Raw genomic sequence first — 16,682 nt, forward strand, 5'->3', positions numbered from 1 at the left:
TAGAATATTTAAAGTGAGAACCACAGTTAGATTGTAAAGAATTACACTGAAAGTAACGGGTGCGTTGATCCAGGAAGGATTAACCACTGTTTTTGTGGAATTCCTTATTTAACTGGGCAGGTTAGTAAAAAAGGGTAGCGTCAGGAAAACGCAGATTTACGACGCTAAGAAATTCTGAATTTAGGAGCTGTTGTACTTGCAGTTCCTTCTGAGAAGTAAGGTATTATTAATCGAATAAGTAGTCTTATAAGCCATCCTACCTACCTACAACATTCTGGAACAACCTGAAAAGAGGTTGTTCCTTTTTCCATTTATCCTCTAGATTACAGATAAACATAAAAAACTTTTATTTTTTCAAACCAGATGAGGGTTAGCTACGTCTATAATGTGAGAGGGTGATAACTAGATGAATGGACTAAAACAACTGGCGGTGACAGATGAAAGTATGCTGGATGAGAGAGAGCACATAATTGATCAATTAATGCATGAATATAGCGATGATATTCTGCATCTCGTATATACATATGTTAAAAATCGAACGACAGCAGAAGATTTAACGCAGGAGATATTTTTAAAGTGTTATGAAAAGTACAATCAGTTTAATCAGCAGGCAACAATAAAAACGTGGTTATATCGGATTGCTAGTAATCGTTGTAAGGACTACTTAAGAAGCTGGCATTATCGCAAAATAACGCTTAGCGATAAAATTTTAGATTATATACCTTCGAAATCAAAACAGGTTGAAGAGGAGATTATCGCTAATAGTGAAGAGAACATCTTAACAAATGCTGTCATGAATTTACCTCTAAAGTACAGAGAAGTAGTATTTCTGTATTATTATGAAGAACTGTCCTTAGCCGAAATAAGTAAGATTACGACAGTAAATATAAATACAATAAAAACTAGATTAAAGCGTGCGAAAGAATTATTAAAAGACAAGATGATCGAGGAGGTTTAGGAGATGAATGATCCATTTACTAACCTGAAGAGTTCGATGAAGAAATCAATTTTCAAGGATTTATCTTTTTCTAATGAAAGAAAAAATGCGGTGAAAGAATCCATTCGTATGAGACAATCTCAATCACAATTTCATTCTTGGAAGATAGAAACCATCATAGCTATATTAGAATCGGTTCAGCATGAATTAATGGATGGCTACACTATTTCTACCCGACTTTTTCAAAAAAACGAACGTACTTTCCAAAAAAATGAAGGGCAGCTTTATTCACTTCTACATCTACTAGAAAATAAAGAAATTCTTACTTCAAAATGGATAAACAAAAAGAAATATTACTCCTTAAATTCCAAAGGGAAAAAATACTTAGCTACCTATAAACAAGATAAATCAAAACAAGAGTTATCCCTTAAACACTTACTAGAGGAGGCGTCCTTATGAGTTCTCCCAAATTTGAAGAATTTTTAAGTAAAGTAACATCCAAAGTGAAATATAAGGAAGCCCACAACATGATAAAAAAAGAGCTTATTCATCATCTGCAAGAGTTAAGTCAATCTTACAAAAAAAGAGGGTTTTCTAAAGAGGATGCAGATGAAAAGGCCATTCAAGAAATGGGAAATCCATTTACCATTGGAGAGAATTTAAATCCCCTCCATAAGCCAAAAATGGATTGGATTTTGATTGTTTTATTTGTTATTTTTGCTGGTATTAGTTTTCTCCCGTTAGTTGACGGAATTCCTGAATTTTCCCTATCAGGTGCCTATTTTATTGGGAGACAGGCTATTTGGTACACCCTGGCTGTTCTTGTAATCATTGGATTCCTTTTCTTTGATTACCGAAAATTAAAGAACGGGTGGATGTACTTTTATGCGATCGGCCTGTTGATCCATTCATATCTCCATTTATTTGGACTTATGGCCGACGGAGCAAAAAAGTGGGTTTCCCTTTCAGGCTTGACGGTCGATGGAACCATGATGAGCTTATTTTTCTTTTTTCTTGCTTGGGCTGGTATTTTTAACAAAATAAATGAGTTCCGTAGTTGGAAAAAACAAGGTTTACTTCTGGTTTTATTTTGGACCCCCATCTTGCTATACACGGTGGTGCCAAGCTTTATGATTAGTATGATTTACTTTTTCTGTATACTTGGGATGTTTGCTTTCGCTCGAATCCATAAGAAATTAGCTGTAAATCTGGCCATAACAAATCTATTGGCTGGTATCATTTTCATTATTATGTTCTACATGACCTCACGTCAAAGTTATTTGTTAACTAGATTATCTGCTTTTATAAACCCTAGTCCCGATTCAAATGGAGAAGGATATTTGTATATGGCGGTTAGGAATGTCCTTTCAGAAGCGGGATGGTTCGGTAACGGACTTACCAACGAGTTGAATTTTCAATTGTTACCAGAAGCACATACAGATTTTGCTTTCCCCTTCCTCGTCTATTCTCTTGGTTGGGCATTCGGATTCGTTCTTTGTTTGATCCTACTGATATTTATTTCAAGGATCTCAAAAAATGCGTTTAAAACAAAGGACCTCTATGGGAGATTGATCGTAATTGGTGGTGCTACATTATTTGCGGTTCCTACTACCTGGAACATCTTGATGAGCTTTGGAGTCGTGCCGATAATGGGAGTTTCTCTGCCTTTTATTAGTTATGGAGGCAGTGCGATACTCTTTTACGCTGCTGTTTTAGGACTCATTTTAAATGTTTATCGAAGAAAAGATCTTGTAGAACCCACGATTGCAGATGAAATTAAAAGTTAAAGTCAAACATGTAAATGTTGATAAAAAGGGCGACAGCTAAATAATAGTTGTCGCCCTTCCCTTATTGAGTAAACTCCTCCTGCTTATTTCCTAAGTGCCTATACTTCTGATTTTGAACAAGCATATAAATATCATATCTAAGAAGAACAGGGTGCCTGAAGGCTTTTCAGACCTGGTACGGATACAGAATTTTTAGCAAAGAGGTGAGAAAATGGATTTTGCAAATGAGGAACAAAGTAAGATGACTCCTCCTAACAATAAGGATTTATCAGCTTATATGTCCAGTATCACATTGCAGGCGGGCGATCCTACGGGCAGGGTGCAGTCGACCGCCGAATTACAAGCGTTATTTGATAAATCGGCAACTGGGGACACCATCGTTATCCCCCCTGGCCTTTACTGGGTAGAAAAAAATAAGGCATTAACCGACTTCCCGAATAATGACCAGCCCTGCCTGCTGCTAAGGGGGAAGAAGAATATCAGGATCAGTGCCTGGGGTGCCACGTTTGAAACTCGCACTCATGCACAGGGAATATTGGAACTTCAGCTTTGTGAAGACATCGTTATTGAAGGACTGAAAACAAAAGGATACGGCAAGTTTCCTCCGTTGGATCCAGTAACCGGTTATGGAGAAAAGGGTACCACGGCAGGAGGTTATCCAACATCGGGTTATTGGAATTACTATAAGAACAATAGCTTTGATACCAGTGCGAAATTAAAAAATGATGGAATCCCTTTCGGAACGTTTGGTGGCGGGTTTATAGGAAATATTGGATCTGGAATATTGATTCACCGGGGGTGCAGGCGGATCACCCTTGAAAAATGTGAAAGTTACGGTTTTAATTATGCGGGGTTCCTTATTGGCCACCTGGGCGATTATTTTCCAGCTAATTTAGGTTATAGTGATAATTCAGATATCAAATTTATCAATTGCTATGGCCATGATAATTATTCCGCTAATTTTGCCATGTCAGCTGTTGACCGGCCTGAAGTCATCGATTGCCTGATTGAGCGGGCAGGCCATCCAAACGCCTCGAAAACCCATACTTATGTAGATCCCGGGTATGGGATCAATATGGTGGGCACCAACTATTCAAAAGCACGGGATGGATTGTTCCACGCTAATACCATACGGGGCAACAAAAGAAAGGGGATTGATGCCCATTCCGGAGGCGGTATGATTGCAACGGATAATTTTATAGCCGATTCCATGGTCTGCGGGATTTTTTATCAATATGTAAATTCTACTCAATACGCACGGGACTCCATTATTGCCAATAATAAAATGGTCAATTGCGGATATGCGAGAAATCCACTTGCAGCCATCGCACTTGAAGGGGCAAGGGGAGGTACCAAAGCAACCCAGGAATTGAATGCTTTAGTGAAAAACAATCATATAAAAAAATGCTTCGGGACATACGGTATCATTTTTGTAGGAGCATTTGACCGGGTATCAATAGAGGGAAATATAATCCATGGAGTTCCAGACCAGCTTGATAAAACCATCACTGCCTTTAACCCTTGTGCCATCTATTGCGGTTATTCCGTGGCCACACAGCCTAACTATTCGGGCAACGTCAGCCATAATGAGGTTGAGATAGAGGATTCAGCTATCCCGATCGGAATCATGGTGCGAAATCTTCAGGAAGGAACGGTGTCAGGCAATACCGTCAAGCTTCCGCATTCAGCAGCTAAAAATGGAATTAAGCTCTGGAATTGTGATAAAGTGGGGGCGTTTGGGAATACAGTTCGGCTTGGCACAATTGGGGAACCATTAACAGCTGAAACAAACGGAACCGTTCTTGCAAATACTCTCACGGGCGGTAACGCAGCCTATCAGCCTATTCAAGGGCAGCCCGTTGCATTTCGAATCGCGGCCAATTCCGGGAATGGAGTTGTTACCTACAAAGCCGGCACTCAATTTGTCGATTCTATCGTATCGAATACGTATGGGCTGGCAGTCAATTTAAAAAATGTGCCATCAGGAACGAGCCCTTTCGTAAAAGTGATGGATGCGGGTTCCGGGGGGCTTGTAGCAGGATCAACCGTGATGGGATATTATTATATTCGATCTGCTTCCCACACCCAGGTGATGGTTGGGATCAAAGCAAACCAAACAGCAAGCCACACCCCCTTTAACACATTAAAAACCGGGGCATTGGATATAGAAATTACCATTTAATCATATTGATATGTGATGAGGGGAAACCATGTTTGGGGTTTCCCCTAATTTATGTTGAGGCAGGTCATTGGATGGGGTGGGGTAACGGACATTTTTATCCTTTTGGAACACCGCTTTGTCCGATAGAGCGGGGGTGACAGAGAGTATCAAATGTGTTGATATAGGCCAAAAGATAACTAATGTAATTGAAAATAACGGTAACAATCTATAAATAAGATTATTACAAGTTGATGTGAAGTTCTACACTTAAAGTAACGGGTGCGATGATCCAGTAAGGATTTCCTCACTTTTTTGTTGAACTTGTTATTAAACAAACGGGCAGTTATGTTCAATAACTGAATTATTGAGAACTTTTACTATAGTCGTTCGTAATATAGTTAGGAGGTGTATGTCACGTGAAATGGTTATTACTTCAAATCCTGACATTAGGTGCTATAGGAATATTGATGGCTGTATTAGAATTGAATGAGGGTAACAGAATTGTTAGCTATTCTGCAAATTGGACCCCAGTAAACAACATTTACATCACATTTATTATTGTAACAGTGGTTTTATCTTGCTTCTATTTAATTTTTTTATTTGAGGCAAAAAAGCGAAACAATATTTTAGAACGGTCCTTTTGGAATTTGATGCCCAAGATTACTATCACGGTAGGGGTTATATCTATAACTCTGTTATTAGTGGGGGGAACTTTAGGACCCATTATGACTTGGGTTGAACAGTGGCGATCACTGTTATATGTTTTCCTTACATACTTTCTATTTTTAATATTCCTTTTTATTTTCTCGATTGAGCATAAGAAACAAAGAAATAACAATCGTATTAACAAAACTATCCTTACTTCCTACATATGGACAATAGTTCTGTTTTTTGTAATATTTTTTGTTTTTTAATTCAGTAAGGTCTGCCGTACTTTTTTAAGTTTGTGAACCAATGTACTTAAACATAAGGGTGCTAATGTTAAAGAAAATAATGACAAAAGAATGGTTGGAGCATCAAAATTGCTCCAACCATTTTTTATGCCAATTAACTCACTTGATTGTCAGCTATTATAGTGTAAATTACTAGTGAATAGCACTGTTAATCCGAATTTCCACCTTATAACTAATCCGTAATCCTATTCGGGATAGCGGTTTTTTTCGTAGGATATTTTACAAAAAACGAGGCAGGTTATCTGCACGTATTAACACGATTCAAATCGTATAAATCATTAACCCCGAAATGGTCGAATCTCTCAGTCAGCTCGTCAATGCCATGGTCCATTTTAAATTGCATTTCCTCAAGATAGATAGGGAAAACGTTGTAAATATTGATCAGTTTGTCTTCCCTTACTTTTAGCCGGAAAAATTCACTATCCACAATCGTTGGCGGAATGAGCAGGGAGGCGCAGAGCTTCGTGCCATCGATAAATGGCTCGATCGGGTTCCCGTTCTGCAAGGTGTGGCCGTAAGCTAGCCAAGTCTTGTACTCATGCGGGAAGCGGGCCAGGAATTTCATATTCCCAATCGGCCAGTAATTTCGTTCATCCTTGAATCCCTCTTCGGATACATCGTACTCTTCTGGCAAAAAGCAAACGAGCTCGGCGTATCTCCAGTCTTCGGCGCCTGCCGGGACAGTCATTGGAAGATCGCTCATCCCATGTGTGATCATCGTATGGAAGGGGCGCTCTTTTGTAGGAGCAACATGGTATACATCAACATGGACGATATTCGAGATAATCTCATGGAACACCATATTGATTTTTCCGATATGCTTTTCGATATGCTCCTCAAACATCTCCTTCGCCTCGGCGTCAAAATCCCTAATTCCCTCAAACTTCGTCTCCACCGGATCGTATTTGTAAATTGGCGAACCGGATTTCGAAACCTTCTGTTTCCTTTTAAACCACACACTCACTGCCCCCTTAAGGAGAATAAATTTTATTGGTATATAGATAATTCTCTTACCTTTTCCAAAATCCTGCAAAGTTTCTGGGAAATAGTGGCTCTATTTTTTGTTTTCACAAAAATAATAAAATTTTCATATAATTCTTGCTTTTTGAAAATTCATTCACTATAATTTTCTTTAATTTCTTAAAAAGTTACAAAACATAAAAATTCCTACTTAATTTGATATTTACATAAAGGTAAAATACTGATTTTGGAAGTAAAATAGTAAAAAAGTATCAAAGAGGAATGGGGAATGTGTATGAAGTATGAGATTGATGAGCTAGATAGGGGCATCATCAAACAGTTGGCAAGGGATGGACGGATGTCGTTCTCTGAAATTGCATCCGCTCTGAATGTGACCGAAAAGACCGTCCGTCTGCGGTACAAGAATCTGTTGGATCACGGGATTATGGGCGTTTTCGGGGTAGTCAATCCAGTTGAAATTGGAGTGAAGGCCGGCGCGATCATTCTATTGAAAGTCCAGCCGCAAAAAGTGAAGGATGCTGTGGAGGAACTTAAAAAGTTCCGGGAAATCAGGTACATAACCATGACTTCCGGCCCATACTCCCTATTGGTTCAAATTGCGGTTCCCACCCAGGATGACATAACGCAAACCCTTTTGAAAATAAATGAACTAACTAGCATTACTGAGGTGAATTCAATCATTCAACTAGAAGTGTTCAAGAATTCTTACGAGTACTTTTGAGGAGGCGGGGCTTTGATTGACCTGTATCGGGGCCATGCGGTTACGAACATTCGGTATCCTATTTTTTAAAAGAACACTCAAAAGCATTAATCCTGAATCTCACAGAAAATCAGAAATTCGAATTTTAATAGAGTCAGCTAGAGTCAGAGAACAGTGGCTAAGGGCCACTCTCTAAATAAAAATCAAACTATTCGAATGATGGGGGGAAAGAATATGAGAATCTTTATCTCGGCAGATATGGAAGGCATTTCCGGGGTCGCGACAAACCAACAGCTGAAAACGCCATCGGAATATCAGCGTTTCCGCAAACTGATGACAGCGGATGTTAATGCTGCAATCGAAGGGGCATTTAACGGGGGAGCGACAGAGGTCATTGTCGCGGATGGACACGGCAACATGTCGAACATCATCATCGAAGAGCTCGATCCGCGAGCCCGTCTCGTTTCCGGGAATAACAGGGTGATGTGCCAGCTGGAGGGGCTTGATGAGTCATTCGATGGTATTATGTTCGTCGGCCACCACGGGCGTGAAGGCGGCTCTGATGTAACGGTGATCAGCCATACACTGGCAGGGATTTGTGTCGAAGAAATGAAAATCAACGGCAAGGTCGTCGGTGAAACGGAAATGAATTCCTATGTGGCTGGTTCGATGGGAGTTCCTGCGTTGTTCATCAGCGGCGATGACGCCTATGTAAAAGAAGTCCAGGAAACCCTTCCGGAAGTAGAAGGAGCCGTAACAAAAAGGGCGGTGGACCGCTTCGCCGCCGAGCTTCTCCATCCAGAAGTCGCACGCAAGGAAATCCGGGAGAGGGCTGAAGCGGCTGTTAAAAAAGCAAAACAGGCAAAGCCACTTGTGATTGGCGAAGGCCCAGTCACATTCGATTTGAAATTCAAAGGCCCACAGCAGGCAAAAATGACAACCACACTGCCAACCGTCCAATTGACGGGACCCAAAAGCATCCGGTTTACATGCGATGATATGGTCACTGCCTACAAACATATGTGGGGCTGCGTCATAATCGCGATGACGGCCACAAACGGCGTCCTCGGATCGGTGAATGCCTAAGTAGTTAATGGCCTAAGCCTTAAGTTTTGAAACGCAAAGCAATTATTTGGACGAATCGGCATCAAATGAAAAAGGAACCGTCCGCAAACCATTAAATATAGCGAGGTGAATGGAGATGTACATTGTCAAAAGGATATTAACGATGCTATTGACGCTTTGGGTCATTATTACGTTAACCTTTGTCATCATGAAATTTATACCTGGGGATCCATTCGCGTCCGATGCGGATGTCCTGCCGGAGGAAGTTTTGCAAAACATTCGCGCGAAATACAATTTGGACAAGCCTCTGCCGGTCCAGTATGCCCTGTATATGAAAAACCTAGCGATGCTGGACCTCGGCCCGTCAATTAAATCGGAAACCCGCACAGTGAACAGCATTATTGCGGACGGGTTACCCGCTTCGGCAACACTGGGCATACAAGCACTCACCATCGCCCTAATCTTTGGCCTTCTGCTTGGAATCATTGCGGCGCTCAACCATAATAAGCCAATTGATTTCCTGGCGATGATGATTGCCATCCTCGGCATCTCGGTGCCAAGCTTCATATTGGCGCCGTTGTTAATCAAGTATTTCGCGGTCGAATGGCGGCTGCTCCCGGTTGCTTCGTGGGGAAGCTTCCAGCATAGCATCCTCCCTTCACTCGCGCTTGCAGCCTCGCCAATGGCTGTTATCGCGCGGTTTATGCGTTCGAGCATGATTGACGTCATGAACCAGAATTACATAAAGACCGCCAATGCCAAAGGCCTTTCAACGCCTCGGCTTGTCATCAAGCACGGAATCAGGAATGCAATCCTGCCGGTCATTACCTTTATCGGTCCGTTGGCGGTCGCCCTGATTACTGGGACGTTCGTCATCGAAAAGATTTTTGCGATTCCAGGCCTCGGAAAGTATTTCGTTGATAGCATCTTTAACCGGGATTATCCCGTCATACTTGGAACGACAATCTTTTTCAGTACCATCCTTGTGGTCATCCTGTTCCTTATCGATATTTCGTACAGGCTAATCGACCCGAGAATCAAACTGACGAGCGGAGGGAAATAACATGGGTGCAAAAAAAATTGAAAGCACATTGTTTGTTCCTGTCTCCCCCGACAAAAGAATCGTTGACCCAATCCAGCGCCCGTCACTGAGTGTTTGGAAAGAAACCGCAATGAATATCATGAAAAACAAATTGGCCGTCCTCGGCATGTCGATTCTTGTCGTAATCGTGTTTTTTGCGATTTTCGGACCAAAAATGGTTCCCTACACCCCATCCGGCCAGGATTTGGCGAATGGGAACATGGCGCCCGGCAAGCATTGGTTTGGAACAGATGACCTCGGCCGGGATATGTGGGCCCGCACCTGGTACGGGGCCAGGGTTTCACTGACAATCGGATTTGTCGCGGCTTTTATTGACCTCGTGCTTGGAGTCACAATCGGAGGGATTGCCGGGTATATGGCCGGCCGCAGCAAGAAGGGCGACCGTATCGATAACATCATTATGAGGATTATCGAAATTCTTTACGGAATACCGTACCTTTTGATCGTGATTTTGCTGATGGTTATTATGGAACCCGGGGTAATATCCATAATTATCGCCTTGACCGTTACCGGATGGGTCAGTATGGCAAGGATTACAAGGGGCCAAATTCTTCAATTGAAATCACAGGAATATGTAATGGCCGCGGAAAAACTCGGGACATCCCATGCGAAAATTATCCTGAGGCACCTTTTGCCAAACGCGATTGGCATCATCATTGTCAACCTGACGTTTACCATCCCACAGGCCATTTTCGCCGAATCGTTTCTCAGCTTCCTTGGCCTTGGCGTCCAAGCGCCGTTCGCAAGCTGGGGGACGATGGCAAACGACGCACTCGGAGTCATCCTGAGTGGACAATGGTGGAGGCTGTTCTTCCCTGGGTTCTTGATTTCCCTGACAATGTTTGCATTTAATGCATTCGGGGACGGACTTCAGGATGCTTTGGATCCAAGAAACCGGAAATAGGAGGAAGCAATTGTGAGCCATTTACTCGAAGTAAAAAACCTCGAAGTGAATTTTAAAACATATGGCGGCGAGGTAAAGGCAGTCCGCAATGTTTCCTTCCATGTAAATAAAGGCGAAATCGTCGCCATTGTGGGGGAAAGCGGAAGCGGAAAGAGCGTCACGGTCCAAACGGTCATGGGGCTCATCCCGACACCGCCCGGCATTATCAAAAATGGGGAGGTCCTTTTTCAAGGAAGAGACCTTCTAAAGCTATCAAAACGTGAAATGCAAAAAGTGAAAGGGTCTAAGATTAGTATGATCTTCCAGGATCCGATGACGTCGCTTAATCCAACGATGAAAATTGGCAAGCAAATCGAGGAAGGGCTGATTGTCCATCAGAAGCTCGGAAAAGGGGAAGCGAAAAAGCGCGCGATCGACATGATCCGACTAGTCGGCATCCCGAACCCTGAAGACCGATACAATCAATATCCCCACGAATTCAGCGGCGGGATGAGGCAAAGGGCAATGATTGCCATTGCCCTTGCCTGCAACCCTGAACTGCTGATTGCCGATGAGCCCACGACCGCGCTCGATGTGACCATTCAGGCGCAGGTTCTGGATTTAATGAGGGATTTAAAAGAAAAAACCAATACAGCAATCATCCTTATCACGCATGACCTTGGGGTTGTCGCAGAGACCGCGGAACGGGTTATCGTTATGTATGCCGGAATGATGGTCGAGAGCGGCTCAGTCCGCGAACTTTTTGAAAATCCCCGCCATCCGTACACATGGGGTCTGATGGAGTCCATTCCGGATCATACAAGCACTGAAAAGGAGCGTTTGATCCCGATTGAAGGATCTCCGCCGGATCTTTTTTCGCCGCCGGCGGGCTGCCCTTTTGCCCCAAGATGCAAATATGCGATGGAAGTCTGCCTTTCAGAAATGCCACCGGCTTTTGAAACGGAATCAGGGCATTATGCAAGGTGCTGGCTAAACGATCCAAGAGCCCCGAAGGCTGAAGACCTTGTGGCAGCAGGGAGGGAAAACTGATGGCCAAATTGCTCGAGGAAGCCGCGGAAAAACAGTCCGCCGCCTCCGATATACTTCTTAAGGTAGAGAATCTGAAGAAGTATTTTACGATCAAAAACAATCAGACCGTTAAGTCAGTCGACGATATCTCGATTGAAATCAAACGCGGGGAAACCTTTGGCCTCGTTGGCGAATCAGGGAGCGGCAAGTCGACGCTCGGCAAAACAATTGTCGGCCTGCAGGATCCGACCGAGGGCAGAATGTTTTACAACGGAGCTGACCTAAGCACGCTTGGAAGAAAGGAAAAGGCGATTGCCAACCGGGAAATGCAGATTATTTTCCAAGATCCGCACGCATCTCTGAACCCAAGGATGCGGGTTGGGGACATCATTGCTGAGGGCATTGACGCGCACGGCTTGGCAAAGGGAAAAGAAAGGCAGGAGCGCGTCTACGATTTGCTTGAAAGAGTTGGCCTCCGCCCCGAGCATGCCCGGAGGTATCCACATGAATTTAGTGGAGGGCAGCGGCAGAGGATCGGAATCGCAAGGGCGCTTGCCGTCAATCCAAAGTTCATCGTTGCGGATGAACCGATTTCAGCGCTTGATGTTTCCATCCAGGCACAGGTCATCAATCTGATGGAAGACCTGAGGGAGCAGGAAGGGTTAACCTACTTGTTCATTGCACACGACCTCGGGATGGTCAAGCACATCAGTGACCGGATCGGCGTCATGTATTTAGGGAAGATGATGGAACTCGCAACCAGTAATGATTTGTTCGCCGAGCCGCTCCATCCTTATACACAGGCATTGATGTCCGCGATTCCCGTCGCGAAACCAGGAGCCGCCAAAAGGGAAAGGATTGTGCTTCAGGGGGATCCCCCGAGCCCGGTCAACCCACCGAGCGGCTGCCGTTTCCGTACGAGATGTCCGCATGCCATGTCCATTTGCGCCGAAGTGATTCCCGATTTCAGGGAAGTGCAGCAGGAGCATTGGGTGGCGTGCCATCTATATAACGAATAATCATACATCTAAGGAGGAAGGGAAAATGAAGAAATGGGTTTGGATGTTAGCTGCCCTCTTGGTACTCAGTACTGTTTTAGCTGGCTGCTACGGCGGCGGAAATCAAAGTTCTTCGGCATCCGGGTCGAAAGGTGGCACGAAAGGAGTTAAGCAGGAACTTGTTCTCAATGCAATAAACGAGCCGCCTGCATTGGATCCGGCCATGGCTACGGATACAACCTCTGGATGGATTTTGGACCACATATTTGAAGGCTTGTACACAAAAGACAAGGATGGCAAGCCGGTCCTAGGAACAGCGAAAGACGTCAAAGTTTCCGATGACGGCAAAACGTATACGTTCACAATCCGTGACGATGCGAAATGGTCTGACGGCTCACCCGTAACCGCGCACGATTTTGAGTATAGCTGGAAACGTACGATTAATCCAGAAACAGGAGCGCAATTCGCATTTTATATGTATTACATAAAAGGCGCTGAAGACGTTAACAAAGGAAAAGGCACAATTGATGATGTCGGGGTAAAAGCAACGGATGACCATACCCTCGTTGTTGAACTTAACAATCCGCTTGGTTATTTCGAGGAGCTTTTGACCATGTGGACCTTCTATCCAGTCAAGAAGGACCTTGTCGAACAGAACAAAAACTGGGCAGGCGAAGCTGACGGCTATGTCAGCAATGGGCCATTCAAAATGACCCAATGGAAGCATGACAGCCAGGTTGTCGCGGAAAAGAATGAGAACTACCACGACAACAAAAACATCACACTCGAAAAGGTTACCTGGAAAGTCGTGAACGATGCGACAACTTATTATCAAATGTACAAAACAGGGGAGCTTGACCTGATTCAAACTCTGCCGACGGACGTCATAGACCAAGAAAAGGACAGCAAAGAGTTTAAAAACGTTCCTTACTTTGGAACATATATGTACATGTTTAACGTAACGAAAGAACCATTTACGAATGCGAAAGTACGCCGCGCCTTCGCATTGGCCATTAACAGGGAACCATTGACGAAGAATATTACAAAAGCAGGGGAAACTCCGGCTTATGCATTCGTTCCTCCTGGAGTGGAAACATCCAAGGGCGATTTCCGTGAAGTAGGCGGAGAATACTTCAAAGAAGACAGTGAAGAAGCGAAAAAGCTTTTACAAGAGGGAATGGCGGAAGAAGGCTGGGAGACACTGCCTCCAGTTACCGTAATTTACAATACTTCCGAAAACAATAAGAAAGTCTCCGAAGCGGTTCAGGAAATGTTGAAGAAAAACCTTGGCGTTGACGTCAAGTTGGCCAACCAGGAATGGAAGACCTATCTTGATACAACACAACAAGGAAACTTCCAGATGGCCAGGATGGGATGGATTGGCACCTTGCTCGATCCGGTTGTCATCCTCGATTACTACCTTGGCGATAGCCCGAACAACCGCTCACGCTGGGTAAATGAGGAATACGACAAACTAATGGCCGAGGCAAAGGCTGCACAGGATCCGGACAAGCATTTTGAACTCCTTCACCAGGCGGAGGATATCCTGATGGAAGAACTTCCATTCTTCCCGGTTTACCATTACACCAACACATACTTGACATCACCGAAAGTCAAGGATGTCGTGTATCCATTCAACCGCTATCCAAACGTGAAGTGGGCGAAAATGGTTTCTGAATAAGGTGGGAATTGAGTAAAAAAAGCAGGGAAAAGCGTTCCAGCAGCTTTTTCCTGCCTGTTGGTTAAAGGAGGGAGCATGATGGCCAAAAAAAGCACCGTTTTTCTTCTATTAATTATTACATGGCTGATTGCGAAATTTGTGTTGTCTATGTCATGGATAGAGTTTGTTAACCGTTCTTTTTTAGTAGGCATCAGCCTCCTTTTGGCCAGCGCAATCTTTTTGATTTTAAAAACAGGATTCCTTACCCTGTTTTTGGAGGGCTTCACTAAGGTGGGCTCTTTCATCTCACCAAAGTCCAGGGCAATGGAGCGCGAAGACGAGCGGGCCAGGGAGGACGAAAGCCTTGCGGAATTTAAAAGGGGACTCCTTCGCCAACTGATCACCTACACATCTATATTCGGCTTCAGTTCCGTCAGCGTTTCATTGCTTGGATTGTTTTTCTTCTATTAAAAAACCGGTCTCGCCAGGTGCAGTAAACCTGGTGCGGCCGGTTTTTTTTGGCCGATGAAGATGAAGGGCGACAAATCCAGTTAATCGACAAAGATTGGCTGGAATGCGGAAAAGGTGTCCCTCAAATCCGTTTGAGCGACAAAGATTGGCCGGAATCCAAAAAAGGTGTCTCTCAAATCCGTTTGAGCGACAAAGATTGGCTGGAATGGGAAAAAGGTGTCCCTCAACTCCGCTTGAGCGACAAAGATTGGCTGGAATGCGAAAAAGGTGTCCCTCAAATCCTATTGAGCGACAAAGATTGGCTGGAATGGGAAACAGGTGTCCCTCAAATCCGCTTGAGCGACAAAGAATGGCTGGACTGGGAAAAAGGTGTCCCTCAAATCCGCTTGAGCGACAAAGAATGGCTGGACTGGGAAAAAGGTGTCCCTCAAATCCGCTTGAGCGACAAAGATTGGCTGGAATGGGAAAAAGGTGTCCCTCAAATCCGCTTGAGCGACAAAGATTGGCTGGAATGGGAAAAAGGTGTCCCTCAAATCCGCTTGAGCGACAAAGATTGGCTGGAATGGGAAAAAGGTGTCCCTCAAATCCGCTTGAGCGACAAAGATTGGCTGGAATGGGAAAAAGGTGTCCCTCAAATCCGCTTGAGCGACAAAGATTGGCTGGAATGGGAAAAAGGTGTCCCTCAAATCCGCTTGAGCGACAAAGATTGGCTGGAATGGGAAAAAGGTGTCCCTCAAATCCGCTTGAGCGACAAAGATTGGCTGGAATGGGAAAAAGGTGTCCCTCAAATCCGCTTGAGCGACAAAGATTGGCTGGAATGGGAAAAAGGTGTCCCTCAAATCCGCTTGAGCGACAAAGATTGGCTGGAATGGGAAAAAGGTGTCCCTCAAATCCGCTTGAGCGACAAAGATTGGCTGGAATGGGAAAAAGGTGTCCCTCAAATCCGCTTGAGCGACAAAGATTGGCTGGAATGGGAAAAAGGTGTCCCTCAAATCCGCTTGAGCGACAAAGATTGGCTGGAATGGGAAAAAGGTGTCCCTCAAATTCATTTGAGCGACAAAGATTGGCCGGAATGCGAAAAAGGTGTCCCTCAAATCCGTTTGAGCGACAAAGATTTGCGGGAATGGGAAAAAGGTGTCCCTCAAATCCATTTGAGCGACAAAGATTGGCTGGAATGCGAAAAAGGTGTCCCTCAAATCCATTTGAGCGACAAAGATTTGCCGGAATCCAAAAAAGGTGTCCCTCGAATCTGTTTGAGTACAAAGATGGTGGTGATAGAATCGACAAGAGAAACCGGAACTATAGTTGCAAGCTTTTTTATCCGCACGATCCATGGTATAAACAAATATATAGCCGGATTAAAGGAGATAATTGAGATGCTCAAGACGAACATGGAGAAATTTTTGAAGAAAAACGAACCCTTATTTGCGGAAGAGAAAGAATATGCCGAAAAACTAGGGCTAGTTGAAGAAGGAACAATAAGTGAAAGAGACCCGTCCGAACGCTTTAAGGATGCGTACATCGAACTGAGTGATAAGGAAACGGAAGAAATGGTTTCAAAAGGCGGAGCGGAATTATTGCAGCAGCCAGTATCATATTTTAAAAAGAACATCAATCAGTTCATGTATGTCGAGTCGAAATGGTTCGAGCTGGTTGATGTCGATGCGGTGGTCATTGAAGTCGACGATGTTTTCCGAAACTATCAAGCTTTGCTTGGCTTAAAGCTGCAGAAGAAATACGGTGAAACGCTTAACCAGCTTTTACAAGGGAAATTCGAATTCGCCAAAACTGACTACAGCCTCATGTTTGATGGGGGTGAAGGAATCTGGAATTTCAATTTCTCGCTTGAGGCATTGAAGGAATTCAATGACGATCGCACAGTCGACGAAACATTAAACCTTGTGTATGGATTTCTATTTGCCCTGGCAGAAGATGTGGAGCGGTAACTATTCAAT

General features: G+C 43.9%; 14 protein-coding genes. 13 read left to right on the forward strand and 1 reads right to left on the reverse strand.

Annotated features, from left to right (window positions below):
* Positions 1-406: 406 nt before the first annotated feature.
* From RB160_RS17865 to RB160_RS17880, 4 genes are all read left to right on the forward strand, one after another.
* Positions 407-958, forward strand: coding sequence for a sigma-70 family RNA polymerase sigma factor (locus tag RB160_RS17865; protein ID WP_316571785.1), 552 nt, complete (start codon positions 407-409; stop codon positions 956-958).
* A gap of 3 nt (positions 959-961) precedes the next feature.
* Positions 962-1,396 (forward strand): PadR family transcriptional regulator, encoded by a 435-nt coding sequence (locus RB160_RS17870; RefSeq protein WP_316571786.1) that lies wholly within the window; start codon positions 962-964, stop codon positions 1,394-1,396.
* Positions 1,393-2,724: an FtsW/RodA/SpoVE family cell cycle protein gene (locus RB160_RS17875; protein WP_316571787.1), complete on the forward strand. Its 1,332-nt coding sequence runs from the start codon at positions 1,393-1,395 to the stop codon at positions 2,722-2,724. The genes RB160_RS17870 and RB160_RS17875 overlap by 4 nt, the downstream gene beginning before the upstream one ends.
* Positions 2,725-2,935: 211 nt before the next feature.
* The gene (locus RB160_RS17880; RefSeq protein WP_316571788.1) at positions 2,936-4,906 is read left to right on the forward strand and encodes a right-handed parallel beta-helix repeat-containing protein; all 1,971 of its coding nucleotides are present in this window, start codon (positions 2,936-2,938) and stop codon (positions 4,904-4,906) included.
* Positions 4,907-6,076: 1,170 nt separating this feature from the next.
* On the opposite strand, the gene RB160_RS17885 is transcribed toward RB160_RS17880, so the two are convergent.
* Positions 6,077-6,796, reverse strand: a complete 720-nt coding sequence (locus RB160_RS17885) for a suppressor of fused domain protein (protein ID WP_316571789.1) — start codon at positions 6,794-6,796, stop codon at positions 6,077-6,079.
* A gap of 297 nt (positions 6,797-7,093) precedes the next feature.
* Here RB160_RS17885 and RB160_RS17890 point away from each other — a divergent pair, with 297 nt between their 5' ends.
* The 9 genes from RB160_RS17890 to RB160_RS17930 all read left to right on the forward strand — a co-directional run bounded on the left by RB160_RS17890 (position 7,094) and on the right by RB160_RS17930 (position 16,673).
* Positions 7,094-7,540: an Lrp/AsnC family transcriptional regulator gene (locus RB160_RS17890; protein WP_316571790.1), complete on the forward strand. Its 447-nt coding sequence runs from the start codon at positions 7,094-7,096 to the stop codon at positions 7,538-7,540.
* A gap of 213 nt (positions 7,541-7,753) precedes the next feature.
* Entirely contained in the window at positions 7,754-8,605 is an 852-nt protein-coding gene (locus RB160_RS17895; RefSeq protein WP_316571791.1) for a M55 family metallopeptidase, read from the forward strand.
* Between the two features lie 115 nt (positions 8,606-8,720).
* Positions 8,721-9,647: an ABC transporter permease gene (locus RB160_RS17900; protein WP_316571792.1), complete on the forward strand. Its 927-nt coding sequence runs from the start codon at positions 8,721-8,723 to the stop codon at positions 9,645-9,647.
* Between the two features lies 1 nt (position 9,648).
* A complete protein-coding gene (locus RB160_RS17905) occupies positions 9,649-10,590 on the forward strand; it encodes an ABC transporter permease (protein ID WP_316571793.1) in 942 nt (313 codons plus the stop codon).
* Positions 10,591-10,602: 12 nt separating this feature from the next.
* On the forward strand, positions 10,603-11,619 hold the full coding sequence (locus RB160_RS17910; RefSeq protein WP_316571794.1) for an ABC transporter ATP-binding protein: 1,017 nt from the start codon (positions 10,603-10,605) through the stop codon (positions 11,617-11,619).
* Positions 11,619-12,617, forward strand: a complete 999-nt coding sequence (locus RB160_RS17915) for an ABC transporter ATP-binding protein (RefSeq protein ID WP_316571795.1) — start codon at positions 11,619-11,621, stop codon at positions 12,615-12,617. The genes RB160_RS17910 and RB160_RS17915 overlap by 1 nt, the downstream gene beginning before the upstream one ends.
* Before the next feature lie 25 nt (positions 12,618-12,642).
* A complete protein-coding gene (locus RB160_RS17920) occupies positions 12,643-14,277 on the forward strand; it encodes a peptide ABC transporter substrate-binding protein (protein ID WP_316571796.1) in 1,635 nt (544 codons plus the stop codon).
* A 75-nt stretch (positions 14,278-14,352) separates the two neighbouring features.
* Positions 14,353-14,727, forward strand: coding sequence for a DUF3899 domain-containing protein (locus RB160_RS17925; RefSeq protein ID WP_316571797.1), 375 nt, complete (start codon positions 14,353-14,355; stop codon positions 14,725-14,727).
* Positions 14,728-14,774: 47 nt separating this feature from the next.
* Positions 14,775-16,673, forward strand: coding sequence for a hypothetical protein (locus tag RB160_RS17930; protein WP_316571798.1), 1,899 nt, complete (start codon positions 14,775-14,777; stop codon positions 16,671-16,673).
* Positions 16,674-16,682: the final 9 nt, after the last annotated feature.

The sequence above is a fragment of the Neobacillus sp. YIM B06451 genome, from assembly GCF_032667185.1.
Classification (GTDB): Bacteria; Bacillota; Bacilli; order Bacillales; family Cytobacillaceae; genus Bacillus_D.